Genomic DNA, 25,801 nt, shown 5'->3' on the forward strand with positions numbered 1-25,801 from the left:
CAAGCGGAGCCGTTGTTTCCAGACGGCTCCGCGTTTTATCTTGCTTGCCCGAAAGGGGCGAAAGAGAATTATTCCTCTTCCAAAGCCTCGACAGCTTTCTGCAGGTCGTCTTTGCTGACGTCCTTGTCGGTGACCTGAGCCAGCTCGACAATGTAGTCGATGACCTTGTCCTCAAAAATCGGGGCACGCAGTTGCTGCTGCATCTGAGCGTTCTGCTGCACGAACTCAAAGAACTGACGTTCCTGACCCGGGTACTGACGTGCCTGGTTCATGATCGCCTGAGTCATCTCGGCATCGGTGACTTCAACTTCGGCTTTCTGCCCCAGCTCGGCCAACAGCAGGCCCAAACGCACGCGGCGCTCGGCCAATGTGTTGTGCTCGTCGGTGGGTTCGATCGGATCGTGGTCATGACCTTCAACGTCCGGGTTTTCTTCGTGCCACAGCTGGTGTGCGATCTGTTTGGCTTCCGCCTCAACCAACGACGGCGGCAAGTCGAAAGAGACTTTCTCGTCCAGCGCATCCAGCAGGGCACGCTTCATGACTGCGCGCGAAGCGCCAGCATATTCGGCTTCCAAACGCTCGGCGATCTGGCCCTTCAGGGCTTCCAGGTCTTCAGCGCCAAACTTGGTGGCCAGCTCGTCGTTCACTTCTGCAGCGACGGGTTCTTTCACCTCTTTCACGGTGCAGGTGAAAACAGCGTCTTTTCCGGCCAGATGCTCGGCACCGTATTCAGCCGGGAAGGTGACGTTAACGTCTTTTTCTTCTTCGGCTTTAACGCCAACCAGCTGCTCTTCGAAACCGGGAATGAAGCTGTTTGAGCCCAGAACCAACGGGTAGTCTTCGGCCGAGCCACCCTCGAATTCTTCGCCGTCAACCTTGCCGACAAAGTCGAATACGATCTGGTCGCCATCCTTGGCTTTCGAGCCTTTACGGCGCGCTTTGAAATCCTGCGCGGTTTCGGCCAGGTTGTTCAGCGCCTCTTCGATGGCAGCGTCATCGGCTTTGACGACCAGTTTTTCCAGCTCGACTGATTTCAGGTCAACCTCGGGGATCGCGGGCAGAGCCTCATAGGACATTTCGACATGGACGTCGTCGCCTTCTTTCCAGTCCTCGTTGGTCATCTTGACCTCGGGCTGCAGGGCCGGACGATCGCCGCTGTCTTCAAAATGCTTGTTCATCGCACCGTCGATGCTTTCCTGCATCGCTTCACCCAGCAGACGCTGGCCGAACTGCTTTTTCAGCAGCGCCATCGGCACCTTGCCTTTGCGAAAACCCTTCATTTCGACTTCTGGCTGCGCTTCAACCAGTTTCTCATTCACTTTGTCGTCCAGCTCGGCGGCGGATACGACAATGTTATAGCCGCGTTTCAGACCTTCGTTCAGCGTCTCGGTAACCTGCATTATGGTAGTCCCCATAGGATTCGGGGCGCGCAAAACGGCGCGCCGGGCAAATTTGACGCCTTCTATTTGCCCAGCCCCCCGCGTGCAAGAGGCAACTGCCCGATCAGCCTTGTTTTGACCGTCTTTTGTCTAAAATTGTTGGTGGCTAGTTTCCCGCGACGCGGAAGAGACAGACAGCAATACAAGCCTGCCTCAAAGCGGATCAGGCTTTGATCTGTTTCAAAACAGTAGGCAACTGCTCGGGCAAATCCTCGGCGATCAGACCCGGACCAAAGTTGCGCGCGCATTCCACATGCAGCCAAGCGCCCGTTTCCGCCGCCTGCATCGGACTGAACCCGCGCGCCGAAAGGCCCGTGATGAACCCTGCCAGAACATCCCCTGATCCGGCCGTAGCCAACCAAGGTGCCGCACGATCATAGACAGCAGCATTGATCGAACATCGCCCATCCGGCGCGGCAATCAGCGTGTCCGGCCCCTTGAACAGAACCACACACCTCGCCCGCTTGGCGGCTTCGCGCGTGGCGTCCACCTTGGAATAGGCCGGGCCTTTGGTTGGCGCAGCCGCCAATTTCTCGGCAATATCCGGGAACAGGCGTGCAAATTCGCCCCCATGCGGGGTCAGAACGCAACTCTCGTGCAACTGCCCAAACAGGGCCGCCGGATCATCTGCAAACGCCGTCAGAGCATCCGCATCCAGCACGGTCGCCCGCTTGGCCTGCAACGCAACCGGCACCAGTTCGCGCGCCCGCTCCAACCCCATTCCCGGCCCAATACACAGCGCATTCAACCGCTCGTCGCTCAGCACATCCGCAAAACCCTCGGCCCCATCAACCCGTTGCACCATGAGGGCCGTCACCTGCGCCGCCACCTCCATCTGAGCCGAGCCCGGCACCCCAAGCGTCACCAACCCAGCCCCAATCCGCAAAGCCCCCCGCGCCGCTAACCGCGCAGCTCCAGTTTGCGCCGCGCCGCCTGAGAGGATCAGGGCGTGACCGTGGGAGTATTTATGCTCGTAAAGCTTTTTGAAGAGATACTGTGGCAAGTTGCTTTGATCTGCTTCCGTACACAGCACCCGAACCAGTTTTTCCTGATCGTGGAGCTTAACCAAAGCACTTCGGGCCGCTGAATCAGGCTTTTCCAGTGACGGCAACCCAATGCCAGCCACAACAGTCTTTCCACAATACCGGGGACCATCCGCGATGAGATGACCAATCTTTCTAGTATGAAATGAAACGGTCAAATCAGCCGAAATTGCGGAGCCTATCGCCCGACCGCTGTCTGCGCACAATCCACTCGGTGTGTCTACAGACACAACCCGAACGCCTTTCTCTGTTAGCAAAGTTTTCACCGCCTCTTGAGCCAAAAGGCTGAACGCCCCCCCAAAAGGACGAGTCAAACCGATTCCAAACAAGCTATCGACAATAAGGTCCAAATGATCCGGGAAAGGCAGGTACTCATCCACCAAGGGTGGTGGATCAATCTTTCGAGCTTTGACAGCCCCCAACTCCATCCACCGCTCATAATTCACTCGCGCATCCGGCGGCAGCTTCTCAGCATCCCCGTACAGAAACACCTCAACGTTCCACCCCAACGCATGCAGCAGACGCGCAACAACAAACCCATCACCGCCATTGTTCCCCGGCCCGCACAACACCACGGCGCGCAGCGGATCCCCTTCATCTGGCCTCAAATACCTCGGGGAGCTCGAGGGGCTGGCCCCTCGATCCTTGAACTCGGGCCACTCCTCATAAATCGCGTCGACAACGCCCTGCCCGGCCCGTTCCATTAGCTCCAGTCCGGTCACCTCACCAGACTCAATCGCGGCCTGTTCGATGACCCGCATCTGAGCAGCCGTCAGCAGTTCCGTCATCTCAAAATTCCCAGTCGATTCAATTTCGATTACTTTTTATGCAATCTGATTAAAATTTAAACCTAAGCCTATTTTCCCAGCGGCCAAACGGGACCAAATTCGCAATCCGATTGCCGCCCGATCTTAGACGTGGTCACTGCCATCCTGACAAGAGTTAAAGGGAGCCCGGGATGAAGAAGATCGAAGCGATCATCAAACCGTTCAAACTCGATGAGGTAAAAGAGGCACTGCAGGACGTTGGCGTCCAGGGTCTCAGCGTGATCGAGGTTAAAGGGTTTGGTCGCCAGAAAGGCCACACCGAACTGTACCGCGGTGCGGAATACGTGGTCGACTTTCTGCCCAAAGTGAAGGTCGAAGTCGTTTTGGACGACGATCAGGTCGATGCTGCCATCGACGCCATCGTCTCGGCCGCTAAGACCGACAAAATCGGCGACGGCAAGATCTTTGTGTCGCCCGTTGAGCAAGCCATTCGCATCCGGACCGGTGAAACCGGCTCGGAAGCGCTGTAATCGAACACTCCAATCAGAGGAAAATAGAGTATGAGCAAGGACGCAGTTCTTCAGCTGATCCGTGATGAAGACGCAGAATACGTCGACATCCGCTTCACCGACCCGCGCGGCAAGCTTCAGCACGTCACCATCATGTCGGACCAGGTTGACGAAGACTTCCTGGAAGAAGGCTTCATGTTCGACGGCTCGTCGATCGCTGGCTGGAAGTCGATCGAAGCATCGGACATGAAACTGATGCCCGACACCGAAAGCGCTTATGTCGATCCGTTCTACGCAGAAAAGACCATCTGCCTGCACTGCTCAATCGTTGAGCCCGACACCGGCGAAGCCTATGAGCGTGACCCACGCGGCACCGCCCAGAAAGCCGAAGCCTACCTGAAAGCATCGGGTATTGGTGACGTTGCCTACATGGGCCCCGAGGCAGAATTCTTCCTGTTTGACGATGTCCGCTTCTCGAACAGCATCAACAAGGTATCCTACGAAGTTGATGCGACCGACGCGTCGTGGAACACCGACACCGAATACGAGATGGGCAACATGGGCCACCGTCCGGGCGTTAAGGGAGGCTACTTCCCCGTGAACCCCGTTGACGAAGCGCAAGACCTGCGCTCGGAAATGCTGTCGACCATGAAGCGTCTGGGCATGAAAGTGGACAAGCACCACCACGAGGTTGCGTCCTGCCAGCACGAACTGGGCCTGATCTTTGACAGCCTGACCAAGCAGGCCGACGAGCTGCAGAAATACAAGTACGTCATCCACAACGTTGCACATGCCTACGGCAAATCGGCCACCTTCATGCCGAAGCCGATCGCAGGTGACAACGGCACCGGTATGCACGTGAACATGTCAATCTGGAAAGACGGCAAACCTCTGTTCGCTGGCGACAAATATGCTGATCTGTCGGACGAAGCAATCTACTTCATCGGCGGCATCCTGAAGCACGCCAAGACCCTGAACGCCTTCACCAACCCGTCGACCAACAGCTACAAGCGTCTAATCCCGGGCTTTGAGGCCCCTGTTCTGCGCGCCTATTCGGCCCGTAACCGTTCGGGTTGTGTCCGTATTCCGTGGACCGAAAGCCCGAAAGCCAAGCGCGTCGAGGCCCGCTTCCCCGACCCAGCCGCGAACCCCTACCTGGCGTTTGCTGCTCTGCTGATGGCTGGTCTGGACGGCATCAAGAACAAGATCGATCCGGGCGAAGCCATGGACAAGAACCTGTACGATCTGCCGGCCGAAGAACTGGCCGACATCCCGACCGTATGTGGTTCGCTGCGCGAAGCGCTGGAAGCTCTGGCATCCGATCACGACTTCCTGCTGCAAGGCGACGTGTTCACCAAAGACCAGATCGACGGCTACATCGCGCTGAAGATGGAAGAGGTCGAAACCTACGAGCACACACCGCACCCTGTAGAATACGGCATGTACTACAGCTGCTGATCCAAGAATTTTCGATGAAAATTCTTTCAAGGGCGTCCAACCGGGCGCCCTTGTCTCATTCCGGGTGATCTTCCACACTAGCGACAGGAGGAGATCGCATGGACGCCGAATTCACCAACTTCGTGACCACACCCGAAGAACTGGAACGGATCACCGGCGCTCCCCTGCCCCAGATCATCGCCAAGGAACTGCCCGCGCTTGACCAGATGTGCCGCGACTTCATCGCGACCTCGCCGTTCTGCCTGATCGCCTCGGCCAATCCGGACGGGCATCTGGATGTATCCCCGCGTGGGGATCCATGTGGCTTTGTTCAGGTGCTGTCGGACGACTTGATCGCCATCCCTGACCGACCCGGCAACAAACGGGTGGATACCTTTCACAACATCCTGAAAGACCCACGCGCCAGTGTTATCTTCTTCGTGCCAGGAAAGATGGAGACGCTGCGTATCCGAGGAACTGCCCAAATATGCGCTGATCCAAAACTACTGGCCTCGATGACTGTGCAAGCCCGACCGCCCAAACTTGCACTTCTGATTAAGGTGCAAACTGTTTTTGCGCACTGCCCTAAATGCGTGATCCGCGCGAACCTGTGGAGCCCCGAGGACTGGCCGGACTCGTCCAACCTTCCGAACATGAACGCCATGATGGTCAAACATGCCAAGATCAACAAAACGCCGGATGAGTGGTTTGAGGCCCTCAAGCACAGCGGAGAGTTGGACCTGTACTAAGCCCTTTGCCAGACCAAAGACGCATCGTAAGGTTGGGGTGTGTATTTTGGGATTATTATGATGTTGCGCTTAGCAATTGCTCTGACCGTTTTCCTTCCTACAGCTGGGCTTGCTGCCCAATGCGGAAACACCAGCGCCGGGTTTGAAGCCTGGAAAAAGGACTTCTCGCGACAGGCAAAACGTGCTGGCGTCAAGAAAAAGGGGCTTCAGGCATTGGCCCAAACGACCTATGCCACCCGAACAATTGCCGCAGACCGTAATCAGAAAAGCTTTAAGTACTCGTTAGACAAATTCATGCAAGTACGCGGAGCAGATACTATCGTCGCGCAAGGGCGCAAACGAAAAGCACGAAACCCTCAGTTTTACGCCGCTCTCGAACGGCAATACGGAGTGCCCGCAGGTGTTCTTATTGCCATCCATGGGATGGAAACGGGCTTTGGTGGTTTTATGGGCGACAGTCAGGTTGTATCGGCTATCACCACGCTGGCCTATGATTGTCGTCGGTCCGAGTTCTTTATTCCCCACGCAATTGGTGCCCTAAAACTGGTCGATCAAGGCAGCATTACGACAGCCACCAAGGGCGCGAAACATGGCGAATTGGGGCACACACAGTTTCTACCCGGCAATGCGTTGACCTATGGAGTCGACGCAACAGGTGACGGTAACGTCGACTTTTACAACATGACTGACGCGCTGGCATCGACAGCCAACTTTTTGCGCAAAAAGGGTTGGAAACCGGGGCGCGGCTACCAACCGGGGCAGCCGAACTTTGCGGTCATCCAGCAATGGAATGCCGCCACCGTGTACCAACAATCGATCGCGATAATGGCTGCCCGAATCGACGGCTGACCCTGGCCACATTTCCGCGCAACTGCCCCACATTTTGGTCACATTCTTGCCATGAACATTAAACGGCCCCCAAAATGCCTAGGTTTCCTGAGCGTAATCAATCTTTGCAATTTGTGATTTTTTTCCATTACCGCCCAAATCTGCCCTATTTTCCTTGCTAGGCTGTATTTCTACACAACATGCGGCAGAGGAATGCGCAGTGACTCCGAAGAACAGCTATCATGGTGGCCTGCAGTTTGACGGCGAGACCGATGGCGCGATCGAGCGTTTCAGCGCGATTGTGGCTGCGACTTTGGAAGATTATGGCCATCTGGTAGAGCGTAAAAGCGTTCTCGATTCCACCGAAGCCAGCATCGTTTGTAGCCAGTATCTTGTGCGGCTGACACTGGACACTCAGGTGCCAGCAAGCGAGACGCGGATTGAACGTGTGGACCGCGCGGCCGGGTTGAAAACGATTAAACGCCCCGCCGTGACCTTGCCGCAAAATCGACTGACAATAACTGTGTCTCCGGTCTCAGAATTGCTGGATGACACTGAAATCTCAGAACTAATGCTAGTGGTGATCCTGTATCGCATGGTCGACATTTGCGCGACCAAACGGGTCGAGTGGCTATCGCCCAACACGGTTCTGACCATCGAACAATTCATGAGTGCATTTGACACTCTGCCCCCCGCTAAAAAAAAGCGGAATAGAAAGCAAGTTTTCGAGGCGGTTTCTGGCCCATTTGCGGAGCTGGACACTATTGAGGAAGACCCACTGGACGAGCCACAAAAAAAGGCGCCGCCTCCGGCAGCCCGGCCGATCCAGTTGTCGGATGAGCAGTTGCTCAGCATCGCTTTTCGGACAGAACCTATCGAGCAGCCAATTGATCGGGAGGACACGCCCCCCCTCGACCACGAACAACCAAGTGACATCCTGCGACTGACCAGTTGGGGACTAACCGGTGCCGTGGCCAGTGTGTCTGTCCCGATCGCGGCCTCAATGGCCGCTGTGAACCTGATAAGGGGCGAAGACTTTCGCCTGAACACCCAGGTACTTGCCTATTCCGTAGCGATCTCTGCTCTCAGCACAAGCGGGGCTTTCGCGGGCGTTGCCAACGCTTTGGGCATGTAACTCACAAAACAAGACCCTCCTAGGAGGCCCCGCCATCAGGCGGGGTTTTCTATTTTGCGCAGACGCTCTGCTGCCAAAACGTATGTGTGGATCGAAAATATGACTGCCTGCGATTTGGGAAGGCGCAGCAGGGTTTGGCGCTCGCTTCGTAAATAAGGTGCAGTACCGGGGTCCTTGATGTGGCGTGGTTCTTGAGCACTGCGCGGCTGGTACAACTCGGCGTTGTCGTACCACAAAGCATTATAACGCCACAGTGGTCGGCCGGGTTGAATTCCATCAAACAGGCGTTGCACGCGGCGCGCAACGTTTTCGTCATATCTGTCCACTGGCATGTGGATGTCGATCAACGGACGCAAGAATTTCTCGGACAATCGCCAACTGGACGGAAAGCACAGGATTGCACCGGTCAGAACGTGCTCTTCACCCCGCTTTTGCAGGATGCAAATATCCTCCTGCACCAAATTGCAAAGAGTCTCCAACGGGTGTTTGCGATCAATGCAAACCTCTTGCCCATCCGGTCGAATGACAGTGCAAGAACACCCCGGATAAGCGTGGTGAAGCACCAGATCCAACACTTCTTGCGCGGCAGGCTCGGCGGCGGGATCCAGCGCCAAAACGTCAGCGCAACGATCACGCAGCAACGCCCCTCGATGTTGCATCTGTGCGGCGAAGGCGTCATCACGATGCAGCCACGTCTCCATGCTGGTAGGTTGGATGCCAGGCAGGGGCCTTTCCGAAAGAGGGTCGTACGGGATCGAGCTTTGCAAAATCGTCATGAGGTCGACTTACCACCACGCCATTCTGTTGTCGGTCAAAAAGCGACGAGCCGACCGTCGCAAAATATCAAGACGACAGCGCAATGATTCTCCACGCTTAATAAATAGGCAGGGAGGGCCGCCATGAACACTCACTACCGCGATGGTCGAAAGATCGACCCGACAAAGGGCGCGACCCTTGGCGACGGTACGCCAAACGATTTGGACCGGATTGAGATAGGCCCAACACAACTGGCCTTTGCCGAATGGGAGGCCGCTGGCCTGACCCTGCCCAATCTGGCATCAATGCGCGAATATCGATGGAAACGTCTGACCCAAGCGGTCGTTGATCGTGGTTATGGCGGCTTGCTGATGTTTGACCCGCTCAACATCCGCTATGCGACCGACAGCACAAACATGCAGCTGTGGAACACACATAACCCGTTTCGTGCCGTGCTGCTCTGTGCGGACGGCTACATGGTGATCTGGGACTACAAGAATTCTCCGTTTCTTTCGACTTTCAACCCCTTGGTACGCGAACAGCGCTCTGGCGCGGATCTGTTCTATTTCGACCGTGGCGACAAGGTGGATGTGGCGGCAGATGTGTTCTCGAACGAAGTACGCGCCCTGATCGAAGAACATAGTGGCGGCAACATGCGGCTGGCTGTCGACAAAATCATGTTGCACGGGCTGCGCGCTTTGGAAGCGCAAGGGTTCGAGATCATGGAAGGCGAAGAGGTCACCGAAAAAACCCGCGCCATCAAAGGACCGGATGAGATTCTGGCGATGCGCTGCGCGAACCACGCCTGTGAAACAGCCGTCGCCGAGATGGAGAAATTTGCCCGTGCCAATGTGGGCGACGGCAAGACGTCCGAGGACGACATCTGGGCTATTCTTCACGCTGAAAATATCCGGCGCGGCGGCGAATGGATCGAAACCCGACTGCTGGCCTCGGGGCAGCGTACGAATCCTTGGTTTCAGGAATGTGGTCCGCGCATTACGCAAGCCAACGAGATCATCGCCTTCGACACGGATCTTATCGGCTCGTACGGGATTTGCATCGACATTTCACGCACATGGTGGATCGGTGATCAAAAACCGCGACCCGACATGATCTATGCCATGCAGCACGCCCATGAACATATCATGACCAATATGGAGATGCTGAAACCCGGTGTCATGATCCCAGAACTGACGGCCAACAGTCATCGACTGGACGACAAGTTTCAGGCGCAGAAATATGGTTGCCTGATGCATGGGGTGGGGCTGTGTGACGAATGGCCTCTGGTCGCTTATCCGGACAAGGCAGTGCCGGGCGCGTATGATTACCCTCTTGAGCCCGGCATGGTCCTTTGCGTCGAAGCCGCCGTCGGCGAAGTGGGCGGGGACTTCTCGATCAAACTGGAAGATCAGGTTCTCATCACCGAAGACGGGTGTGAGAACCTTTCGACCTATCCCTTTGACGCCCAATTGATGGGGCTCGTTTGACCTTTTAATCCGGCCAAGTCGAACGCTTGACGTTACCATGCCAGTCCTCGGCCATCACTGCGCTGGCCGAGTGCGTATTAGGCCAGTTCTGACCGGCTGAAAAACCGATAGCCCCCGCCAACGCGATAACGATCAGAATGTCTGGGCGCGGTGTTGCGCCACGGGGTGCGGAAGTGACATGTGCCATAATTGCCTCCTTGGCTGCTTTGCTTCACAAGCCCAAGATGGGGAAGGTTCTTCCTTTAATAAAACGAATATTTGAAAGTCCATTCATCACAATTAGTGATGTTTCAACTTCTCTGCTTTAACTGCCATGATCTATAGGGGCGATCTTTCCTCACCTTCCCGTGACGGCCACGACAAATGGGTTGAGCGACCCCAAGTAAGCCCACAGTATTAAGGCAACTCGCGACGTAAGGAACTGCCATGCCCACCGAACGTATTACTTTTGCCGGTCACGACGGCAACCAACTTGCTGCGCGCTTTGACCTGCCGGACGGTCCGGTTCTGGCCACCGCTTTGTTTGCACACTGTTTTACCTGCTCCAAAGACATTCCCGCCGCCCGCAGGATCGCTGCTCGTCTGGCTGGGATGGGTATTGCTGTTCTGCGCTTCGACTTCACCGGGCTGGGCCATTCCGATGGCGAGTTTGCCAACACCACGTTCTCATCCAATGTCGAGGACTTGATCGCGGCGTCGCATTACCTGGCAAGGCGAGACATGCCACCGTCTCTGCTGATCGGGCATTCACTGGGCGGCGCCGCTGTTCTGCGCGCGCGCGCTGGAATTCCCAGCGTTAAGGCCGTGGTTACGCTGGGTGCGCCTGCCGATCCGGGCCATGTATCGCACCATTTCCAAGCAGCGCTGCCCGAGATCGAGCAAGAAGGCTCGGCCGAGGTGACATTGGGTGGGCGACCCTTCCGCATTGGCAAGGCGTTTGTTGACGATATCTCGGAATCCGCAATGACGCCCGCCATCAAAGAGCTGAAGGCCGCGCTGCTGATCTTGCACGCTCCACTGGACGAAACGGTCAGCATCGACAACGCCAGCAAGATTTTCCTGACTGCCAAGCATCCCAAAAGCTTTGTCACGCTGGACGACGCCGACCATCTGATCACCCGCGCCTCGGACGCTGAATATGCTGCGGACGTTATCGCAGCCTGGGTGACGCGCTATGTCGCGCTCCACCCGCCTGCCCCGCCGCCCGGCGCGCCCGAAGGCATCGTCCGCGTGACCGAGGCTGATCCGAATGGCTTTTTGCAGGATATTCAGTCCGGCCCCCGACACCACGCAATCGCGGACGAACCCGCGTCCTATGGCGGCACTGACCGGGGCATGTCGCCCTACGGTTTCGTGTCTTCAGGTTTGGGGGCCTGCACCTCGATGACCATACGGATGTATGCGCGCCGTAAACGGTGGCCCTTGACTGGTATCACGGTCGATGTCTGTCACAACAAGGTCCACGCGCAGGACGCCGGATTGATAGGCGACGGCAAAGTCGACCTGTTCCGGCGCAAAATCCGGTTGGAAGGCCCACTGGATCAGGAACAACGCGCAAGGTTGCTTGAGATTGCCGACAAGTGCCCCGTTCACAGGACACTTGAAGGAACGGCTCAGATCACCACCGAATTGCTGGCTTGACGCCCGTTACCGTCGCGGCGAGGGGCGATGAATCGGTGGGCGCGCGGTTGGCGGTCGCGCGACCGGCGGGCGCGGTCGGGCCGGAGGTTTCGCAACCGGCGGACGTGGCCGCGCGGGTGGTTTACCAATTGGCGGCACGGGTCGCGCAGGGGGGCGCCCCTCTGGCGGTCTTGGACGAACAGGGCGATCAACATCAATATCGACGTCGACATCGTGATAATAGTCGTTCCATAGCAGCGAGTCATAAAACGGGTCATACCCGTAGCCGACACCTACGGTGACTCCGTCGCAGGCCGAGAGCGTGAAACTGGCGGCGCCCAGGCTCAACGCCAGGAAGGTTCTTCTGATCAGTTTACTGGTCATGTCCACTCTCCTCACCGCGCTGCCCGGAACGAGTCGAACACCGCGTTCAGGTCGTCCACGTAAGCCGGATCCGCGCCGTCGCGCAGAACAGCGACAGCAACGGCCACACGGTCGCGCGGCAGATCGATCACGGTTGCGGTAAAGTTGACCCCCCGTCCTTCACGGGTTCCGGTGCCACGGATAACTTGTGCAGGCAGCCCGCCGATCCGCGTCGAGACGGTATCGGATACAACCGGGGACTTAACCAGAAACTTGTCAATGTCCTGCAAATACCGCAGCCCGCCATCTATAGAGGCGACCCCAGCCGGGGATACGAACCCGATCCAGACCGTATCATCGGTCACAGGCCGGACGCCCATCACCCGCGCGACAGCACGCGCATCACCCAGTTCGGTATCCTCGATCTCGCGCGGGCCACCGGTGCGGACCGCCCAAAAGTCGGGCACAGAAAAGCTGAACAGCGCGCGCCCGTTATCGGTATACGTGACCGGCGTTTCGGCCAAGGCCGGAACAGCGCTTAGCCATATCGCCGCAAAAGCAGAGCTCAATCGCAAAAACATATCCAAATAACCTATTGTTTCTTTTAACGTAGACTGACCTGTGATCTTCGGGTTTGTCCAGTCTTGGCATAACAAAAAACCCGCGCCGGGATTGCTCCTAGCGCGGGTCGTAAATGTCAGTTGTGCGGAAAATCAGGCGCGGGCGTCGCCCACCAGCTTCCACAAAGCGGGGATCAACAAGGCTGCAAGCGCCAGTTTAACCGCATCGCCCACCAGGAACGGAGTCATACCCCACTCCAGAATCGGTTGGTCCCAGCCATAAAGCTGACCCAGCCACAGCAGGCCCGGAACGTAGATCAGGACGTTCGCCAGAACCAGCGCCAGCGCCAGCTTTCCGACCGAACGGTCCCAACCGCGTGCTGCCAAAGCGCCCAACAGAACGGTCGCCATCAGATAGCCGACAAGGTAGCCGCCAGTGCCACCCATCATGTAGGTCAGGCCAAATTTCTCGGCCGACGATCCCGCGAATACATCAAAGCCCAACGCACCAATCAGCAGATAGCCCAGCATGGTCACAAGACCCAGACGCGCGCCATATGCGGTGCCGATGCTCAGCACTGCAAAGGTGCCCATTGTCATCGGTACCGGAAACATCGGTACTTTGATTTTCGCGGCAACGGCCAGAGCAACGATGCCCAGCGCGACCAGAACCACTTGCTTGACGCGCAGTGCTGTGCCCTCACGCGGGCCAATCGCGTTGGCCAGTACGTTTGCATTCATCTTCACTTCTCCCCAATTCGGATCGGAATTCCGCAACAGCAATGCCCAATCCGGGCGATCACTTCAAGGTGAATACGTTATCGCAGGACGTATTGCGTGTCCATTTCATAGGATTTTCGCGGCCCGGATACGACCCAACGCACGTTCCAGCGCGGCCAGTCCTCGAAATCATAGGTCGCGTCATAGCTGTCAGGAGCGCAATCATGGTGATCGGCAACCTGCTGCAAACCTAGTTTCAACCGGTGAAAATACCGTCCGTCGTCGAAATGTATCGCGATCCCATCACGATCCGCGTGCCACATATAGCGCCGGGTCCCCTTCATCTCGGCCTGACCGGGAATGCGCAGCGTGACCTCTTCGTCATAGACCAATCCGTGATCGGCGCGGCGCAGAACGGCCATTCCGTCAGCCTGCACCACCTGCCCTGCCCGCGCATCGCGGATTGTCCGGGTTAAGGTCCATTGGCCTTCAAAATCAAACAAATCGCTGGGTGCGTTCATTCGGACAGATACCCATCCGTGATTTCGCCATTGTCATCAATGAAGCGAATGATCAAACCACTTTGCAAAACGTCATAACAAGCCCACAGCTCGGACGGTGGCCAGGTCGAGCAATACCTGTCCTCTCGTACCGCCCAACGTCCAGCACTGGGTCGCCCCGAGAAGTAATGCGTCACTCCGCTTGCTTCGAAGTTCTGCGTTACGCCCTCTGCGTAGCTGAGTGTCTGCCCGGCCAACGTCGACTGAATCTCATCTCCGGTCAGCGGCCAGAACTCGGTCGCGGCGGCAAAACCGGGCCAGAGAGCCAAAATCAGGGCAAACCGTCTCATCTGCGCACTCGCACCTTGTTCCTGTGGCGGGTCGGGTTTAAACCCCGCCGCAACGCCTCCTGCCAAATCACAATAAGGTGCCGCTGCCAATGATTCCACGTTATTCCCGCCCTGAAATGGTTGCCATCTGGTCGCCCGAAAGCAAGTTCCGCATCTGGTATGAGATCGAAGCCCATGCCTGTGACGCCATGGCCGATCTGGGCGTGATCCCGCGCGAAAACGCCGAGGCAGTGTGGAAAGCCAAGGATGTGGAGTTCGACGTAGCACGGATTGATGAAATCGAAGCCGTCACCAAACATGACGTCATCGCCTTTCTGACCCACCTAGCCGAACATGTCGGCAGTGAAGAGGCACGCTTTGTGCATCAGGGCATGACCTCGTCCGACGTGCTGGACACCTGCCTGAACGTGCAGCTGACTCGCGCTGCTGACCTGCTGATCGCCGATCTCGAAGGTCTGCTGGCCGCCCTGAAACGCCGCGCGATCGAACATAAGAACACCGTACGCATCGGCCGCAGCCACGGCATCCACGCCGAGCCCACCACCATGGGTCTGACCTTCGCGCGTTTCTACGCCGAGATGGACCGCAACCTGTCCCGGATGCGCGACGCGCGGGCCGAGATTGCAACCGGCGCAATCAGCGGCGCGGTCGGCACCTTTGCCAATGTCGATCCCGCAGTCGAGGAACATGTCTGCGACAAGCTTGGTCTGGTGCCCGAGCCGATAAGCACGCAGGTCATCCCCCGCGACCGTCACGCGGCCTTCTTTGCCACACTGGGCGTGATCGCCAGCAGCATCGAAAACATCGCTATCGAAATCCGCCATATGCAGCGGACCGAGGTGCTGGAAGGGGCCGAGTTCTTCTCGATGGGCCAAAAAGGCTCGTCTGCTATGCCGCATAAGAAGAACCCTGTCCTGACCGAAAACCTGACTGGTCTGGCGCGCATGGTCCGCGCCGCCGTGATCCCCGCGATGGAGAACGTAGCGCTTTGGCACGAACGCGATATCTCACATTCCTCGGTTGAGCGAATGATTGGCCCGGATGCGACGATCACGCTGGACTTTGCGCTGGCCCGTCTGACCGGTGTGATCGACAAGATGCTGATCTTCCCTGAAAACATGCTGGAGAACATGAACAAGTTCCCCGGTCTGGTCATGAGCCAACGGGTTCTGCTGGCCCTGACCCAAGCGGGTGTCAGCCGCGAGGACGCCTATGCCATGGTTCAGCGCAACGCGTTGAAGGTTTGGGAACATCGCACTGATTTCAAAGAAGAACTGCTGGCCGATGCGGATGTCACTGCCGCCCTCAGCCCCGCCGAGATCGAAGAGAAATTCGACCTTGGTTATCACACCAAACATGTAGACACGATCTTCGCCCGCGTCTTCGGCGAGTGAGCTGACTATTATCAATCCTTTTAAAGGCCCGGACTGCATTGGCGGATCCGGGCCTTGTTCTTTTGAAAATTCGACCAAATTCAGATAGTATGCTTGTGTATTTCCAATCAGGAGAAACACAATGATCCGATCTCTTATCTGCGCGTTGGCGCTGGCAAGTTCGACCACCGCCGCTTTGGCTTGCGGTGCGCACACGGAACAAACACAGTCCTGTGCGCCCGGAACCTCTTGGGACGCGGTAAGCCACAGCTGTAAAGAAAACGTCAGCGGCTAAGAAATTATTTCCTACTCGTGAATAAAAGCGAGCCTGCGGTTGTTAGCTTTTTGTCAGATCGCACTATGATTGATCAGAACAGCCCAGAGAACGGAGTAGGAATATGCGCCTCGTACTAGCTTCTGCCATTGCCCTTCAGGCATTTGCATTCGCACCCGCCGTATATGCAGCGGGTGGAAACGACACCCGTCCCCCCAAAACAACGAACACGACAAAGAAATGCCTGTTTGGTCGGGTGTATGACAAAGACCGTGGCCGTTGCGTAAAGCCCGACAAAACCAGCTTTTCGGAAGACGAACTGTATAGTGCGGTGCGCGAACTTGCGTATGACGGACAATTTGAAAATGCCCAAAGCATTCTGCGCATCATGGATCAGGACGATGATCGCGTGCAGACATATTGGGGCTTTACCTTCCGCAAGATGGGTAAGCTGGAACTGGCAAATGCCTATTACCAAGACGCCATCAAGACGAACCCTGACAACATTCTTGCACGGTCCTATATGGCGCAGGGCTTTGTGGCCGCGGGTAAAACTGATCTGGCCATCGAACAATGGCGCGAGATCAAGGCACGCGGTGGTGAGGGTACTTGGGCCGAGGCATCCCTGCGCGAGGCGATCCGCACCGGGCTGACCTTCAACTACTAAGCTTCAGCTTTTCTTTACCCGACTCTCTGTAGTCTGCCTGCGGAACAGCAATTTGGCACCGCAGGCAGATGCAGGACACAAACACATTGATACAGGTGGCACCGGGGGCCACACCTTCCGCAAGCGACAGTGTTGACGATGCCCCGCGCGTTGTACCACGCGCACTCAGCAGCCGGGAAAAGGCTGCCGTCGTTGTCAGGCTATTGCTGAACGAAGGGGCCGACATTCCGCTGGAGGAGCTTGCCGACGAGCTACAGGAAAAACTGACTCATCAGCTGGGGCAAATGGGGCTGGTGGATCGCGTAACACTGGACGCCGTCGCTGCCGAGTTCGCCGAGGCTCTGGAAAGTATTGGCTTGTCCTTCCCTCACGGATTGGCGGGCGCATTGGACGCCGTGAACGGCAAGATCGCTCCGGCAACAGCGGCACGATTGCGCAAAGTGGCCGGTGTACGCCAGGTCGGTGATCCGTGGCAGCGTCTCAGGGAAATTCCAGCCGAAGATCTGGCTCAGATCGCGCAGGCCGAAAGCATCGAAATCGCCGCTGTCATGCTGTTCAAACTGGAAACCGCCAAGGCTGCGCAAATGCTGGGGCATCTGCCCGGCCCCGTGGCGCGGCGCATCACTTACGCCGTGTCAAAAACCACCAATATCACGCCCGAGGCTGTTGAACGGATTGGCTGGTCTCTGGCTACGCAGCTTGATCAACGACCAGCAACCGCCTTTAACGACGGCCCCGGAGAACGGATCGGCGCTATCCTAAATCAATCTGCGGCCTCTACCCGCGAAGGCCTGCTAACGGCATTGGACGAAGAAGATTCCGATTTTGCCAGCCTTGTGCGACAATCGATTTTCACCTTTGCTCATATCCCTGCCCGCATCTTGCCAAGGGATGTTCCCGCAGTCTTGCGGGGTGTCGACCAAACCGTGCTTGTCACCGCCCTTGCAGGGGCCGATACCGAAGGCGACAAGGCCTCGGTCGAATATCTTCTGACCAACATGTCTTCGCGGATGGCAGACAATCTGCGCGAGGAAATGGCTGAGCGCGGCAAGGTCAAGCAGGCAGAGGGTGAAGACGCCATGACACAAATTGTCGGAGCCATTCGCGCCCTGGTGAACGACGGTGCCATCTCTTTAGTGGAAGACGAAACCGAAGAATGACCCCGCCTTCAGCGTGTTTCGCTGGACGCTTGTGGTTGCGACCGTCGGCTTGTATGTCTGACATCCAATTCGAAGCAGCCGCCGAGACCCCGAATGCCCGTTGAAAAGTCTGAACTCAGCCGTTTTGAGCTTGGCAAATACTATGTGTCCGGTCTTTTTCTGAGGGGCGTAATCGGCGCAATGCGGCTGTTGCCCTTCGAGCGGCGGATAGCAACCATGGGCGCACTCATGCGCGCTCTGGCACCTGTGGTCGGCTTTACAAAACGCGTGAAAACCAACCTCAAGCTGACCTGCCCAGAGCTGCCGGAAGAAGAGGTCAGCCGAATCTGCAAGGCAGTACCCGACAATGCCGGGCGCGCGATAATGGAGCATTTTTCGCCCGAAGGCTTCACCGAACGCCAAAGCCACGCTAAGATTTCTGGTCCTGGTATCGCCGCGTTTGACGACGCGGTTGCACAAGGCAAGCCGGTGATGATGATCACGGCGCATTTTGGGCATTATCTTGCCGCGCGGATAGCCCTACAAACCCGCAGCGGGCAACCCATTGGATGCCTGTATCGCCGTATGGCGAATCCGTACTTCAACGATATGTATGTCGATGCTTTCTACAAAACCGGTGCCCCGATGTTCGAACAGGGTCGCCGAGGAATGGTCGAAATGGTTCGCACGCTTAAGAAAGGCGGGATCATTGCGATTGTGTCCGATCTTCACGCGCATGGCGGTGAAGAGTTGACGTTTTTCGGCAAGCCCGCTGTCACCTCGGTGCTGAACGCGGAATTGGCGATGAAATACAACGCCGTTTTGATCCCTTGCTATGCTGTACGCCAACCTAACGGTATTGATTTCGAAATCGTCCTGCACGACCCGGTCGAGCACACCGACCCCAGAACCATGACTCAGTTCACTAATGACGATCTTGAGGCCATGGTTCGCAAGAACATGGGTCAGTGGTTCTGGATTCACCGCCGGTGGAAAACCTGGAATGGGCTGGGGGTGCAGCCCGAGGACATGCCCTGATTACTTGACCTTAGCGGCCGCAACAATCGGGCCGTGTCCGGCCATCTGTACCAGAACGACCGCGGGCAAATCCGATGTCAGCTGCGCCGAAAACTGCTGCGGCGCGACCCCATCCCATTTCCCGGCCATCTGCCAGGCTTCGACCACATTGGCATAGTCAAGCTCATGCCCCGCCAGCTCTCCGCGACGGATCGAGGCATGGCGCATGGGTGAATACTGCACCACCCGCACGTCGTAGGTCCCGCCACCTGGCAGGTCGACTGGGGTGACATCCACAGTCACTTCGTTTCCAACACGTGCGGCCACGACCTCGGCCTCGGGCGCGGCGGTCAGATGGGCGTCGATGATCCGTTCAAGCTCTTGCGATTTCGCGCCGACAACATCTTGCTGACCGTTGATGACCATCTGCGGCGTGTAAATCATCGAGCGCCCCCCCCAACGGGCATAGGCCCGCTGGCGCAAGGTGTGGTCGGGCTTGGCATATTCATCCTCCCAACCGATGTAATCCCAGTAGTCCACATGCAGGGCCAGACCGATCACATCATCGCGCTTGACCAGCTCGTGCATCAGCTTGTCGGCAGGCGGGCAGGACGAACAACCTTGTGAGGTGAACAGCTCGATCACGACCGGGTCGCTTTCGGCCGCTACAGGAGCGGTCAAAACAAGTGAAAGCAAAGAGGCAACGGCGGCGGTTCTGATCATATCTGACCTCGGGCTGATAACTATTATGTCTGGATGCGATAACCTGCGTGAATGGTGTACCATTCTTTGCGCTTCACCCACCAATCAAGGTTTCTTGAGAAACCGCAACAGAAGCCTCTTGAATTGCATACCACCGCATACAAAATAAATGGTAAGGGTTTCCTGCGCCCATACAGGAAACAATCATGCTACAGAAAACCCATAGCGATTCCCAATTTCCAAGTCATTCGAAAGGGAGGCCACCTGATGCCCATCAAAACCGGACAGGACACCGCCAAGACACGCCGCAGTCTAAGCGTGAATGGCAAGTCCATTGCCTATTATTCAATCCCCGCCGCGCAAGAGGCCGGGCTTGGCGATTTCTCGCGCTTGCCTGCCGCCCTGAAAGTGGTGCTGGAAAATATGCTGCGGTTCGAGGATGCGGGCTTTTCCGTCTCGGTCGATGATATCAAGGCGTTTGGCGAATGGGCCAGCAATGGCGGCAAAAACCCACGCGAGATCGCCTATCGCCCGGCCCGCGTATTGATGCAGGATTTCACCGGCGTTCCTGCGGTGGTCGATCTGGCCGCGATGCGCGACGGGATCAAAGGGCTGGGCGGTGACGCGCAAAAGATTAACCCGCTTAACCCGGTCGATCTGGTCATCGACCACTCGGTCATGATTGACGAATTCGGCAATCCGCGCGCGTTCCAGATGAATGTGGACCGCGAATATGAGCGCAATATGGAACGCTACCAGTTCCTGAAATGGGGACAGTCGGCGTTCAACAACTTCCGCGTTGTGCCCCCCGGCACGGGCATCTGCCATCAGGTGAACCTTGAATATCTGGCCCAAACCGTCTGGACGGACACCGACCAAAACGGGGATGAGGTCGCCTACCCTGACACGCTGGTCGGCACCGACAGCCACACCACGATGGTCAACGGCATGGCCGTTTTGGGCTGGGGCGTCGGTGGGATCGAGGCTGAGGCCGCGATGCTGGGCCAGCCGATCTCGATGCTGATCCCCGAGGTTGTGGGCTTTGAATTGACGGGCGCAATGGTCGAAGGCACCACCGGCACCGATCTGGTTCTGAAAGTCGTCGAGATGCTGCGCGAAAAGGGTGTGGTGGGCAAATTCGTCGAGTTCTTTGGCGAAGGTCTGGACCGTCTGCCGCTGGCCGACCGGGCCACCATTGCGAACATGGCGCCGGAATATGGTGCGACCTGCGGGTTCTTCCCGATCGACGGCGAGACCCTGCGCTATATGCGCAATACCGGCCGGGATGAAGACCGTCTGGCGCTGGTCGAATCCTATGCCAAGGAAAACGGGCTCTGGCGGGATGAGAATTACAACCCGATCTACACCGACACGCTGAGCCTTGATATGGGCACCATCGTTCCGGCGATCTCGGGGCCCAAACGACCGCAGGATTACGTCGCCCTGACCGACGCCAAATCGGCGTTCGAGCGTGAAATGGCCGAGACGTTCAAGCGTCCGATGGGCAAGGAAGTGGCCGTCAAAGGCGAAGACTACACGCTGGAATCGGGCAAAGTCGTGATCGCCTCGATCACCTCTTGTACCAACACCTCGAACCCCTATGTGATGATCGGCGCGGGACTTGTGGCGCGTAAGGCCGCCGCGCTGGGGCTGGACCGCAAGCCATGGGTCAAAACTTCGCTCGCACCCGGGTCGCAGGTTGTGTCAGCCTATCTTGAGGCCGCCGGTCTGCAGGCCGATTTGGACAAGATCGGCTTTAACCTTGTAGGCTATGGCTGCACCACCTGTATTGGCAACTCGGGGCCCATCCAGAAAGAACTGTCCGAGGCAATTGCCGAGGGCGATCTGGTCGCCACCTCGGTCCTGTCGGGCAACCGCAACTTTGAGGGGCGGATTTCTCCGGATGTGCGCGCCAACTATCTGGCCTCGCCGCCGCTGGTGGTGGTCTATGCGCTGGCAGGAACGATGGATATCGACCTGACCTCGGAACCGATTGGACAGGACAAGGACGGCAACGACGTCTTCATGAAAGACATCTGGCCAACCCAAAGCGAGATTGCCGAGCTGGTGCAGCAGACCGTCACCCGCGAGGCGTTCCAATCGAAATATGCCGATGTCTTCAAAGGCGACGAGAAATGGCAAGACGTCGAGGTGCCCCAGCAGGAAACCTATGACTGGCCGCCCACATCGACCTATATCCAGAACCCGCCCTATTTTCAGGGCATGAGCCCAGAACCGGGAACAATCTCGAACATCGACGGGGCCAAGGTGCTGCTGATCCTTGGCGATATGGTGACGACCGACCACATCTCGCCCGCCGGGTCATTTGCCACGCAGACGCCTGCGGGCAAATATCTGACCGACCGTCAGGTGCAACCGCGCGAGTTCAACTCCTACGGGTCGCGCCGGGGCAATCACGAGGTCATGATGCGCGGCACCTTCGCCAATATCCGCATCAAGAACGAGATGCTGGATGGCGTCGAGGGCGGCTATACCAAGGGGCCGGATGGTCAGCAGACCTCGGTCTATGAGGCGTCGATGGCCTATCAGGCGCAGGGAACGCCGCTGGTGGTCTTTGGCGGTGAGCAATATGGCGCAGGCTCCAGCCGCGACTGGGCCGCCAAGGGGACTGCTTTGCTGGGTGTTAAGGCGGTGATCGCCGAAAGCTTTGAGCGTATCCACCGCTCGAACCTTGTAGGGATGGGTGTTATACCGCTGGAATTCGCCGGCGGCGATACCCGCAAGTCGCTGGGTCTGACGGGGGATGAGACGGTCTCGATCACCGGGCTGGACAGTGTTGAGCCGCTGCAAGAGGTGCCCTGCACCATCACCTATGCGGACGGGTCCGAGAAGACCATCACCTTGAAATGCCGCATCGATACCGCGCCCGAGATTGAATACATTGAAAACGGTGGTGTGCTGCAATATGTGCTGCGGAACCTCGCCAAAGTGGGGTGATCTAAGGCCTGGTTTGAAACCAGAAAGGACGCCAGCAGGCGTCCTTTTTTGCTTTACGAGGCTCTGCCCCCCGCTCCGAAATGTTTTTGAGCAGAAGAAGGGGCGGGTTTTAGTTGGCTGCCGCCTTTTCCAAAGCCGGGCGGATCGTACTTTCGATCACCCGCTGCGTGATCGGGCCAGCAAAGCGCAGGATGATCGTACCCTCGCCGTCGATCACATAGGTTTCCGGCACGCCGTAGACGCCCCAGTCCAGCCCCATGCGGCCTTGTTCATCTCGTCCAATCCCTGCATAGGGATCACCCAGTTCAGCCAGGAAGCCTTCGGCATTGTCCAACTGGTCCTTGTAGTTGATGCCGTAGACCGGGATGCCTTCGTCGGACAGCGCCTGCAGGTTCGGATGCTCAACCCGGCAGGGCGCGCACCAACTGGCCCAATAGTTGACCAGCTTGACTTCACCATCGCGCAGGGTGGCATCGTCGAAATTTGGCTTGCCCTCGAACTGTGTCAATACAACCGGCGGCGCGGGTTGTCCTTCGCGGGCTGAGGGGAGCGCGTTCGGATCGTCGCGAAACATTCCCACGGCGGCCAGCACGGCGAACGCCCCAAAAATCAGCGGTGGCGCAACCATCAGAGGCGAGATTTTAGCCATTGCGCGTCATCCTTTGCTCGACCTTCTCCATCTCGGCGCGGACTTTTCGGCCTCGCATCACGCTGAACACGATCAACGCGACCAGCAAAGCAATCGAGACGACATAGGACCACATCACCGTGTCGGCGTATTTTCCAAGATCAGGGATCATCCGTTTACCCTTTCTCGCGCCAGCAGCGCCTTGATCCGGCGCGCGCGGATCTCCGTACCCGTGCGATACAGCACCAGCGCGATGAACAGCAGGACAAAACCGATCATGCACAGAAGCAGCGGATAGAAATAGATATTGCTGACCTTTTCCTCGGTATCTGCACCGGTCACTGCGGCAGCCCGCATGACAGACGCACCCTGATGTAGCCCCTGATTCCAGAAATTCACCGCATAGCGGCTGAGGAGCGCAAAGACGGATCCCACTAGACATAGAACAGAGGTCAGATCGGCGGCGGTATCCGGGTCTTCGATCGCTTCCCACAGGGCGACGTAGCCCAGGTAGAACAGGAACAGGATCAGGAATGAGGTCAGGCGCGGGTCCCAGGCCCACCACGTGCCCCACATGGGCTGACCCCAAATCGCGCCCGTCGCCAGCGCGATCAGCGTCATGACGATACCGATGGGGGCGGCAGCGCGCGCAGCCAATGCGCTGACATGGTGGCGACGCACCAGCCAGACCAGCGAGGTGGCCAGCATCATCAGCCAGCAATTGATCGCCATCAGCGCTGCCGGGACGTGCAGGTAGATGATCTTGACGGTTGATCCCTGTTTGTAATCATCCGGCGTGAAGAAGAATCCCCAGATCAGCCCCACGACGATGCAGGCGATGGACGTGATCCAGAAAAACGGCATCACCCGTTCACTTGTGGCAAGGAACTTGCGCGGATTGGCGTATTCCCAGAGGGTGTTGGCTTTGGCTGCGATAGACATGGGCCTTATCTAGTCCGAGTCGGGCGTGTTCTCAATTGACCTCAGTCAAAGTTTGAGCACGTCACCGAAGGTTGATACGCAAAACGGTGGCGCTGGCAAACGGCAGCAGCGCAATTGTGGCGGCAGTGATCCCGGCCAGCATGAGCAGTGGGGTCTGGGTTTCCATCCCCGTGGCACCTCGGCGGGCGACTTCGGCGCCGAAGATCAGCGTGGGGACGTAAAGCGGCAGGACCAGCAGCGACAGCAGCAAACCGCCACGCTTCAGGCCGACGGTCAGGGCGGCGCCGAAGGTGCCGATGACGCTCATGGCCGGGGTGCCGATAAGCAGCGAGATCACAAGCCACGAAAACCCCTGCACCGGCAGGTTCAGCAGCACGCCCAGAAAAGGTGCGGCCAGTACCAGTGGCAGGCCGGTGGTCAGCCAATGGGCCAACGCCTTGATCGTGACCACCGATTCCAGTGGCAGTGGTGCCGTGGCCAGCAGGTCGAGCGAGCCGTCCTCCCAATCCAGCGCCAGCAGGCGGTCCAACGACAGCAGGCAGGCCAGCAGAGCGCCCAGCCACAGGATACCCGGCGCGATGGTCGAGAGCAGCGAGGATTGCGGCCCCACTGAGAACGGCACTAATACGGTGACAATCAGGAAGAAGGCTAGACCAAGGCCGAACCCGCCGCCCGCACGCAGCGCCAGTTTAAGGTCCCGCAGCAGAAGGGCTATCACAGGAAACCTCCGTCGAAGTCGTCGATGGGTTTGGGTTTGGCCTTGTTGGGGCCGACATCCAGAACTTCTCCGTCCAGGCCGAGGTCGATATGGGTGGCAATCAGGGCCGAGCCCCCTTGCCCCAGATGCGTGCGTACCGCGTCGGCGAACATCTTCACCGCGTTTTGGTCCAGCGAGACGGTCGGTTCGTCCAGCATCCAGATCGGCCGCCCCGTAACCAGCATCCGCGCCAGCCCGAGACGCCGCTTCTGCCCAGCCGACAGGTTGCCCGCGTGGCGGTCGGCCAGATCATTCAGGGCAAAAGCGTCCAGCGCGGGCTGGATGCCTTGAGTTCCAAATACCGAGGCCCAGAAGTTAAGGTTCTCAACAACCGTCAACGTGGGTTTCAGCCCGTCGGAATGCGAGGCATAGGCGATCTGATCCTCGGCCCCTTCAATGCGCCCTTGCAACGGAGGCTGTAGCCCGGCCAGCGTACGCAGAAGAGTGGTCTTGCCGATTCCGTTTGGCCCACGCAGGATCAGCGCTTTGCCGGCAGGCAGCGTAAAGCTGAGCCCTTCGAGCACGGGAATGCCGCCACGGGTGATGGCCAGATCGGTCACGGTCAGTGTCATAGCGCCCGCTTAACGGATTGTGGAGGCGGACAAAAGGTGGGAATTGCCGCAGAGCTTTGACGGTGGCTTCGTGTGGTCAGGTCAGGAGTGAGGGGCCAGCCCCTCACGCTCCCCGAGGTATTTATGGCCAGATGAAGGAGGATCCTTCAGACAGGGAGTGCGGCCATCGCGATACGGCGACCCTCAGACAGCAACACATTGTAGGTGCGGCAGGCGGCCGGGGAATTCATGATCTCGACGCCGATGCCTGCGTCTTCGAGCGTGCGGCGCAGGGTGGCCGAGATATGGGTCAGCTCGGCACCGGTACCGATGAACAGCACGTCGATGTGATCGGCGAGGTCTAGCAGAGGTGTTTGGTCGTCATACCCGTTCCACCCGGTTGTTCCGTTTGGACCGGTTAGAACCGGACCATCGTGGACCTGTCCGCCGATGCGAAAAAAGCCGGGGCCGTAGCCGTCTATCGGGGTGGCGTTGGTATAGGTGATCTCGTTCAGGCGCATGGAGGGGTT

At 57.8% G+C, this 25,801-nt stretch carries 29 protein-coding genes; 13 read left to right on the forward strand and 16 right to left on the reverse strand.

Features of this window, described 5'->3' with window-relative positions; translation table 11 throughout:
• Positions 1–68: 68 nt before the first annotated feature.
• Both tig and ABWV79_RS02705 read right to left on the reverse strand, forming a co-directional pair.
• Positions 69–1,400 (reverse strand): trigger factor, encoded by a 1,332-nt coding sequence (gene tig, locus ABWV79_RS02700; protein WP_170752995.1) that lies wholly within the window; start codon positions 1,398–1,400, stop codon positions 69–71.
• A gap of 202 nt (positions 1,401–1,602) precedes the next feature.
• On the reverse strand, positions 1,603–3,270 hold the full coding sequence (locus tag ABWV79_RS02705) for an NAD(P)H-hydrate dehydratase (protein WP_353390319.1): 1,668 nt from the start codon (positions 3,268–3,270) through the stop codon (positions 1,603–1,605).
• Between the two features lie 170 nt (positions 3,271–3,440).
• Between ABWV79_RS02705 and ABWV79_RS02710 the strand changes: the two genes are divergently transcribed.
• The 5 genes from ABWV79_RS02710 to ABWV79_RS02730 all read left to right on the forward strand — a co-directional run bounded on the left by ABWV79_RS02710 (position 3,441) and on the right by ABWV79_RS02730 (position 7,907).
• Positions 3,441–3,779 carry a P-II family nitrogen regulator gene (locus ABWV79_RS02710; protein ID WP_170354532.1) on the forward strand — a complete coding sequence of 113 codons (339 nt, stop codon included), beginning with the start codon at positions 3,441–3,443 and terminating at the stop codon, positions 3,777–3,779.
• A 30-nt stretch (positions 3,780–3,809) separates the two neighbouring features.
• The gene (glnA, locus tag ABWV79_RS02715) at positions 3,810–5,216 is read left to right on the forward strand and encodes a type I glutamate--ammonia ligase (RefSeq protein WP_170354533.1); all 1,407 of its coding nucleotides are present in this window, start codon (positions 3,810–3,812) and stop codon (positions 5,214–5,216) included.
• 98 nt (positions 5,217–5,314) lie between these two features.
• Positions 5,315–5,944, forward strand: coding sequence for an MSMEG_1061 family FMN-dependent PPOX-type flavoprotein (locus ABWV79_RS02720; protein ID WP_170354534.1), 630 nt, complete (start codon positions 5,315–5,317; stop codon positions 5,942–5,944).
• Between the two features lie 57 nt (positions 5,945–6,001).
• A complete protein-coding gene (locus tag ABWV79_RS02725; protein ID WP_414478906.1) occupies positions 6,002–6,793 on the forward strand; it encodes a lytic murein transglycosylase in 792 nt (263 codons plus the stop codon).
• Between the two features lie 199 nt (positions 6,794–6,992).
• Complete coding sequence (locus tag ABWV79_RS02730; RefSeq protein WP_331251755.1) at positions 6,993–7,907, forward strand: hypothetical protein; 915 nt, start codon at positions 6,993–6,995, stop codon at positions 7,905–7,907.
• Positions 7,908–7,942: 35 nt separating this feature from the next.
• Here the strand turns inward: ABWV79_RS02730 and ABWV79_RS02735 are convergent, their stop codons facing one another.
• Positions 7,943–8,683 (reverse strand): heme-dependent oxidative N-demethylase family protein, encoded by a 741-nt coding sequence (locus tag ABWV79_RS02735; protein WP_353390320.1) that lies wholly within the window; start codon positions 8,681–8,683, stop codon positions 7,943–7,945.
• Between the two features lie 123 nt (positions 8,684–8,806).
• Between ABWV79_RS02735 and dddP the strand changes: the two genes are divergently transcribed.
• A complete protein-coding gene (gene dddP, locus ABWV79_RS02740; RefSeq protein WP_353390321.1) occupies positions 8,807–10,150 on the forward strand; it encodes a dimethylsulfonioproprionate lyase DddP in 1,344 nt (447 codons plus the stop codon).
• Positions 10,151–10,154: 4 nt separating this feature from the next.
• Here the strand turns inward: dddP and ABWV79_RS02745 are convergent, their stop codons facing one another.
• A complete protein-coding gene (locus tag ABWV79_RS02745) occupies positions 10,155–10,337 on the reverse strand; it encodes a hypothetical protein (RefSeq protein ID WP_353390322.1) in 183 nt (60 codons plus the stop codon).
• 239 nt (positions 10,338–10,576) lie between these two features.
• On the opposite strand from ABWV79_RS02745, the gene ABWV79_RS02750 reads away from it, so the two are divergent.
• Positions 10,577–11,791 carry a bifunctional alpha/beta hydrolase/OsmC family protein gene (locus ABWV79_RS02750; RefSeq protein WP_353390323.1) on the forward strand — a complete coding sequence of 405 codons (1,215 nt, stop codon included), beginning with the start codon at positions 10,577–10,579 and terminating at the stop codon, positions 11,789–11,791.
• A gap of 6 nt (positions 11,792–11,797) precedes the next feature.
• Here ABWV79_RS02750 and ABWV79_RS02755 read toward each other — a convergent pair whose 3' ends face one another.
• From ABWV79_RS02755 to ABWV79_RS02775, 5 genes are all read right to left on the reverse strand, one after another.
• Positions 11,798–12,154: a hypothetical protein gene (locus tag ABWV79_RS02755; RefSeq protein ID WP_170354539.1), complete on the reverse strand. Its 357-nt coding sequence runs from the start codon at positions 12,152–12,154 to the stop codon at positions 11,798–11,800.
• An 11-nt stretch (positions 12,155–12,165) separates the two neighbouring features.
• Positions 12,166–12,714 carry a hypothetical protein gene (locus ABWV79_RS02760; RefSeq protein WP_353390324.1) on the reverse strand — a complete coding sequence of 183 codons (549 nt, stop codon included), beginning with the start codon at positions 12,712–12,714 and terminating at the stop codon, positions 12,166–12,168.
• Positions 12,715–12,846: 132 nt separating this feature from the next.
• Positions 12,847–13,434: a biotin transporter BioY gene (locus ABWV79_RS02765; protein WP_170354541.1), complete on the reverse strand. Its 588-nt coding sequence runs from the start codon at positions 13,432–13,434 to the stop codon at positions 12,847–12,849.
• Positions 13,435–13,511: 77 nt separating this feature from the next.
• Complete coding sequence (locus ABWV79_RS02770) at positions 13,512–13,934, reverse strand: DUF6314 family protein (protein ID WP_353390325.1); 423 nt, start codon at positions 13,932–13,934, stop codon at positions 13,512–13,514.
• The gene (locus ABWV79_RS02775) at positions 13,931–14,263 is read right to left on the reverse strand and encodes a hypothetical protein (RefSeq protein ID WP_170354543.1); all 333 of its coding nucleotides are present in this window, start codon (positions 14,261–14,263) and stop codon (positions 13,931–13,933) included. The genes ABWV79_RS02770 and ABWV79_RS02775 overlap by 4 nt, the downstream gene beginning before the upstream one ends.
• A gap of 89 nt (positions 14,264–14,352) precedes the next feature.
• On the opposite strand from ABWV79_RS02775, the gene purB reads away from it, so the two are divergent.
• From purB to ABWV79_RS02800, 5 genes are all read left to right on the forward strand, one after another.
• Positions 14,353–15,657 (forward strand): adenylosuccinate lyase, encoded by a 1,305-nt coding sequence (gene purB / locus ABWV79_RS02780; RefSeq protein WP_170752536.1) that lies wholly within the window; start codon positions 14,353–14,355, stop codon positions 15,655–15,657.
• A gap of 121 nt (positions 15,658–15,778) precedes the next feature.
• Positions 15,779–15,931, forward strand: a complete 153-nt coding sequence (locus tag ABWV79_RS02785; RefSeq protein ID WP_170752535.1) for an adenylosuccinate lyase — start codon at positions 15,779–15,781, stop codon at positions 15,929–15,931.
• 103 nt (positions 15,932–16,034) lie between these two features.
• A complete protein-coding gene (locus ABWV79_RS02790) occupies positions 16,035–16,577 on the forward strand; it encodes a tetratricopeptide repeat protein (protein ID WP_170354546.1) in 543 nt (180 codons plus the stop codon).
• A gap of 68 nt (positions 16,578–16,645) precedes the next feature.
• Entirely contained in the window at positions 16,646–17,737 is a 1,092-nt protein-coding gene (locus ABWV79_RS02795; protein ID WP_353390326.1) for a flagellar motor switch protein FliG, read from the forward strand.
• A 93-nt stretch (positions 17,738–17,830) separates the two neighbouring features.
• Positions 17,831–18,754: a lysophospholipid acyltransferase family protein gene (locus ABWV79_RS02800; protein WP_353390327.1), complete on the forward strand. Its 924-nt coding sequence runs from the start codon at positions 17,831–17,833 to the stop codon at positions 18,752–18,754.
• Here ABWV79_RS02800 and ABWV79_RS02805 read toward each other — a convergent pair whose 3' ends face one another.
• A complete protein-coding gene (locus ABWV79_RS02805; protein WP_170354549.1) occupies positions 18,755–19,456 on the reverse strand; it encodes a DUF1223 domain-containing protein in 702 nt (233 codons plus the stop codon).
• Between the two features lie 246 nt (positions 19,457–19,702).
• Between ABWV79_RS02805 and acnA the strand changes: the two genes are divergently transcribed.
• The gene (gene acnA / locus ABWV79_RS02810; RefSeq protein WP_353390328.1) at positions 19,703–22,393 is read left to right on the forward strand and encodes an aconitate hydratase AcnA; all 2,691 of its coding nucleotides are present in this window, start codon (positions 19,703–19,705) and stop codon (positions 22,391–22,393) included.
• Between the two features lie 109 nt (positions 22,394–22,502).
• On the opposite strand, the gene ABWV79_RS02815 is transcribed toward acnA, so the two are convergent.
• The 6 genes from ABWV79_RS02815 to ABWV79_RS02840 form a co-directional block, all read right to left on the reverse strand.
• Positions 22,503–23,042 (reverse strand): DsbE family thiol:disulfide interchange protein, encoded by a 540-nt coding sequence (locus tag ABWV79_RS02815; RefSeq protein WP_170354551.1) that lies wholly within the window; start codon positions 23,040–23,042, stop codon positions 22,503–22,505.
• Positions 23,035–23,193 (reverse strand): heme exporter protein CcmD, encoded by a 159-nt coding sequence (gene ccmD / locus ABWV79_RS02820; protein ID WP_170354552.1) that lies wholly within the window; start codon positions 23,191–23,193, stop codon positions 23,035–23,037. The genes ABWV79_RS02815 and ccmD overlap by 8 nt, the downstream gene beginning before the upstream one ends.
• Positions 23,190–23,963 (reverse strand): heme ABC transporter permease, encoded by a 774-nt coding sequence (locus ABWV79_RS02825; protein WP_170354553.1) that lies wholly within the window; start codon positions 23,961–23,963, stop codon positions 23,190–23,192. Before ABWV79_RS02825 ends, ccmD begins: the two co-directional genes overlap by 4 nt.
• A 61-nt stretch (positions 23,964–24,024) precedes the next feature.
• Positions 24,025–24,681, reverse strand: a complete 657-nt coding sequence (ccmB, locus tag ABWV79_RS02830; protein WP_353390330.1) for a heme exporter protein CcmB — start codon at positions 24,679–24,681, stop codon at positions 24,025–24,027.
• A complete protein-coding gene (gene ccmA / locus ABWV79_RS02835; RefSeq protein WP_170354555.1) occupies positions 24,678–25,292 on the reverse strand; it encodes a heme ABC exporter ATP-binding protein CcmA in 615 nt (204 codons plus the stop codon). Before ccmA ends, ccmB begins: the two co-directional genes overlap by 4 nt.
• A 146-nt stretch (positions 25,293–25,438) precedes the next feature.
• On the reverse strand, positions 25,439–25,792 hold the full coding sequence (locus ABWV79_RS02840; RefSeq protein WP_170354556.1) for an Mth938-like domain-containing protein: 354 nt from the start codon (positions 25,790–25,792) through the stop codon (positions 25,439–25,441).
• Positions 25,793–25,801 lie beyond the last annotated feature (9 nt).

Source organism: Ruegeria sp. HU-ET01832, assembly GCF_040371315.1.
In the GTDB taxonomy this organism is placed as follows: domain Bacteria; phylum Pseudomonadota; class Alphaproteobacteria; order Rhodobacterales; family Rhodobacteraceae; genus Ruegeria; species Ruegeria lacuscaerulensis_A.

Coding starts and splice junctions, on each gene's coding strand:
- tig (WP_170752995.1), bottom strand. CDS start 1,400: ATGCAGGTTACCGAGACGCTGAACGAAGGTCTGAAACGCGGCTATAAC.
- ABWV79_RS02785 (WP_170752535.1), top strand. CDS start 15,779: ATGATCCGATCTCTTATCTGCGCGTTGGCGCTGGCAAGTTCGACCACC.
- ABWV79_RS02775 (WP_170354543.1), bottom strand. CDS start 14,263: ATGAGACGGTTTGCCCTGATTTTGGCTCTCTGGCCCGGTTTTGCCGCC.
- ABWV79_RS02805 (WP_170354549.1), bottom strand. CDS start 19,456: ATGATCAGAACCGCCGCCGTTGCCTCTTTGCTTTCACTTGTTTTGACC.
- ABWV79_RS02710 (WP_170354532.1), top strand. CDS start 3,441: ATGAAGAAGATCGAAGCGATCATCAAACCGTTCAAACTCGATGAGGTA.
- ABWV79_RS02720 (WP_170354534.1), top strand. CDS start 5,315: ATGGACGCCGAATTCACCAACTTCGTGACCACACCCGAAGAACTGGAA.
- ABWV79_RS02825 (WP_170354553.1), bottom strand. CDS start 23,963: ATGTCTATCGCAGCCAAAGCCAACACCCTCTGGGAATACGCCAATCCG.
- ccmA (WP_170354555.1), bottom strand. CDS start 25,292: ATGACACTGACCGTGACCGATCTGGCCATCACCCGTGGCGGCATTCCC.
- ABWV79_RS02815 (WP_170354551.1), bottom strand. CDS start 23,042: ATGGCTAAAATCTCGCCTCTGATGGTTGCGCCACCGCTGATTTTTGGG.
- ABWV79_RS02745 (WP_353390322.1), bottom strand. CDS start 10,337: ATGGCACATGTCACTTCCGCACCCCGTGGCGCAACACCGCGCCCAGAC.
- glnA (WP_170354533.1), top strand. CDS start 3,810: ATGAGCAAGGACGCAGTTCTTCAGCTGATCCGTGATGAAGACGCAGAA.
- ABWV79_RS02765 (WP_170354541.1), bottom strand. CDS start 13,434: ATGAATGCAAACGTACTGGCCAACGCGATTGGCCCGCGTGAGGGCACA.
- ABWV79_RS02735 (WP_353390320.1), bottom strand. CDS start 8,683: ATGACGATTTTGCAAAGCTCGATCCCGTACGACCCTCTTTCGGAAAGG.
- ABWV79_RS02790 (WP_170354546.1), top strand. CDS start 16,035: ATGCGCCTCGTACTAGCTTCTGCCATTGCCCTTCAGGCATTTGCATTC.
- ABWV79_RS02800 (WP_353390327.1), top strand. CDS start 17,831: ATGCCCGTTGAAAAGTCTGAACTCAGCCGTTTTGAGCTTGGCAAATAC.
- ABWV79_RS02770 (WP_353390325.1), bottom strand. CDS start 13,934: ATGAACGCACCCAGCGATTTGTTTGATTTTGAAGGCCAATGGACCTTA.
- ABWV79_RS02750 (WP_353390323.1), top strand. CDS start 10,577: ATGCCCACCGAACGTATTACTTTTGCCGGTCACGACGGCAACCAACTT.
- ABWV79_RS02755 (WP_170354539.1), bottom strand. CDS start 12,154: ATGACCAGTAAACTGATCAGAAGAACCTTCCTGGCGTTGAGCCTGGGC.
- ABWV79_RS02840 (WP_170354556.1), bottom strand. CDS start 25,792: ATGCGCCTGAACGAGATCACCTATACCAACGCCACCCCGATAGACGGC.
- acnA (WP_353390328.1), top strand. CDS start 19,703: ATGCCCATCAAAACCGGACAGGACACCGCCAAGACACGCCGCAGTCTA.
- dddP (WP_353390321.1), top strand. CDS start 8,807: ATGAACACTCACTACCGCGATGGTCGAAAGATCGACCCGACAAAGGGC.
- ABWV79_RS02725 (WP_414478906.1), top strand. CDS start 6,002: ATGATGTTGCGCTTAGCAATTGCTCTGACCGTTTTCCTTCCTACAGCT.
- ccmD (WP_170354552.1), bottom strand. CDS start 23,193: ATGATCCCTGATCTTGGAAAATACGCCGACACGGTGATGTGGTCCTAT.
- ABWV79_RS02705 (WP_353390319.1), bottom strand. CDS start 3,270: ATGACGGAACTGCTGACGGCTGCTCAGATGCGGGTCATCGAACAGGCC.
- ABWV79_RS02760 (WP_353390324.1), bottom strand. CDS start 12,714: ATGTTTTTGCGATTGAGCTCTGCTTTTGCGGCGATATGGCTAAGCGCT.
- purB (WP_170752536.1), top strand. CDS start 14,353: ATGATTCCACGTTATTCCCGCCCTGAAATGGTTGCCATCTGGTCGCCC.
- ABWV79_RS02795 (WP_353390326.1), top strand. CDS start 16,646: ATGCAGGACACAAACACATTGATACAGGTGGCACCGGGGGCCACACCT.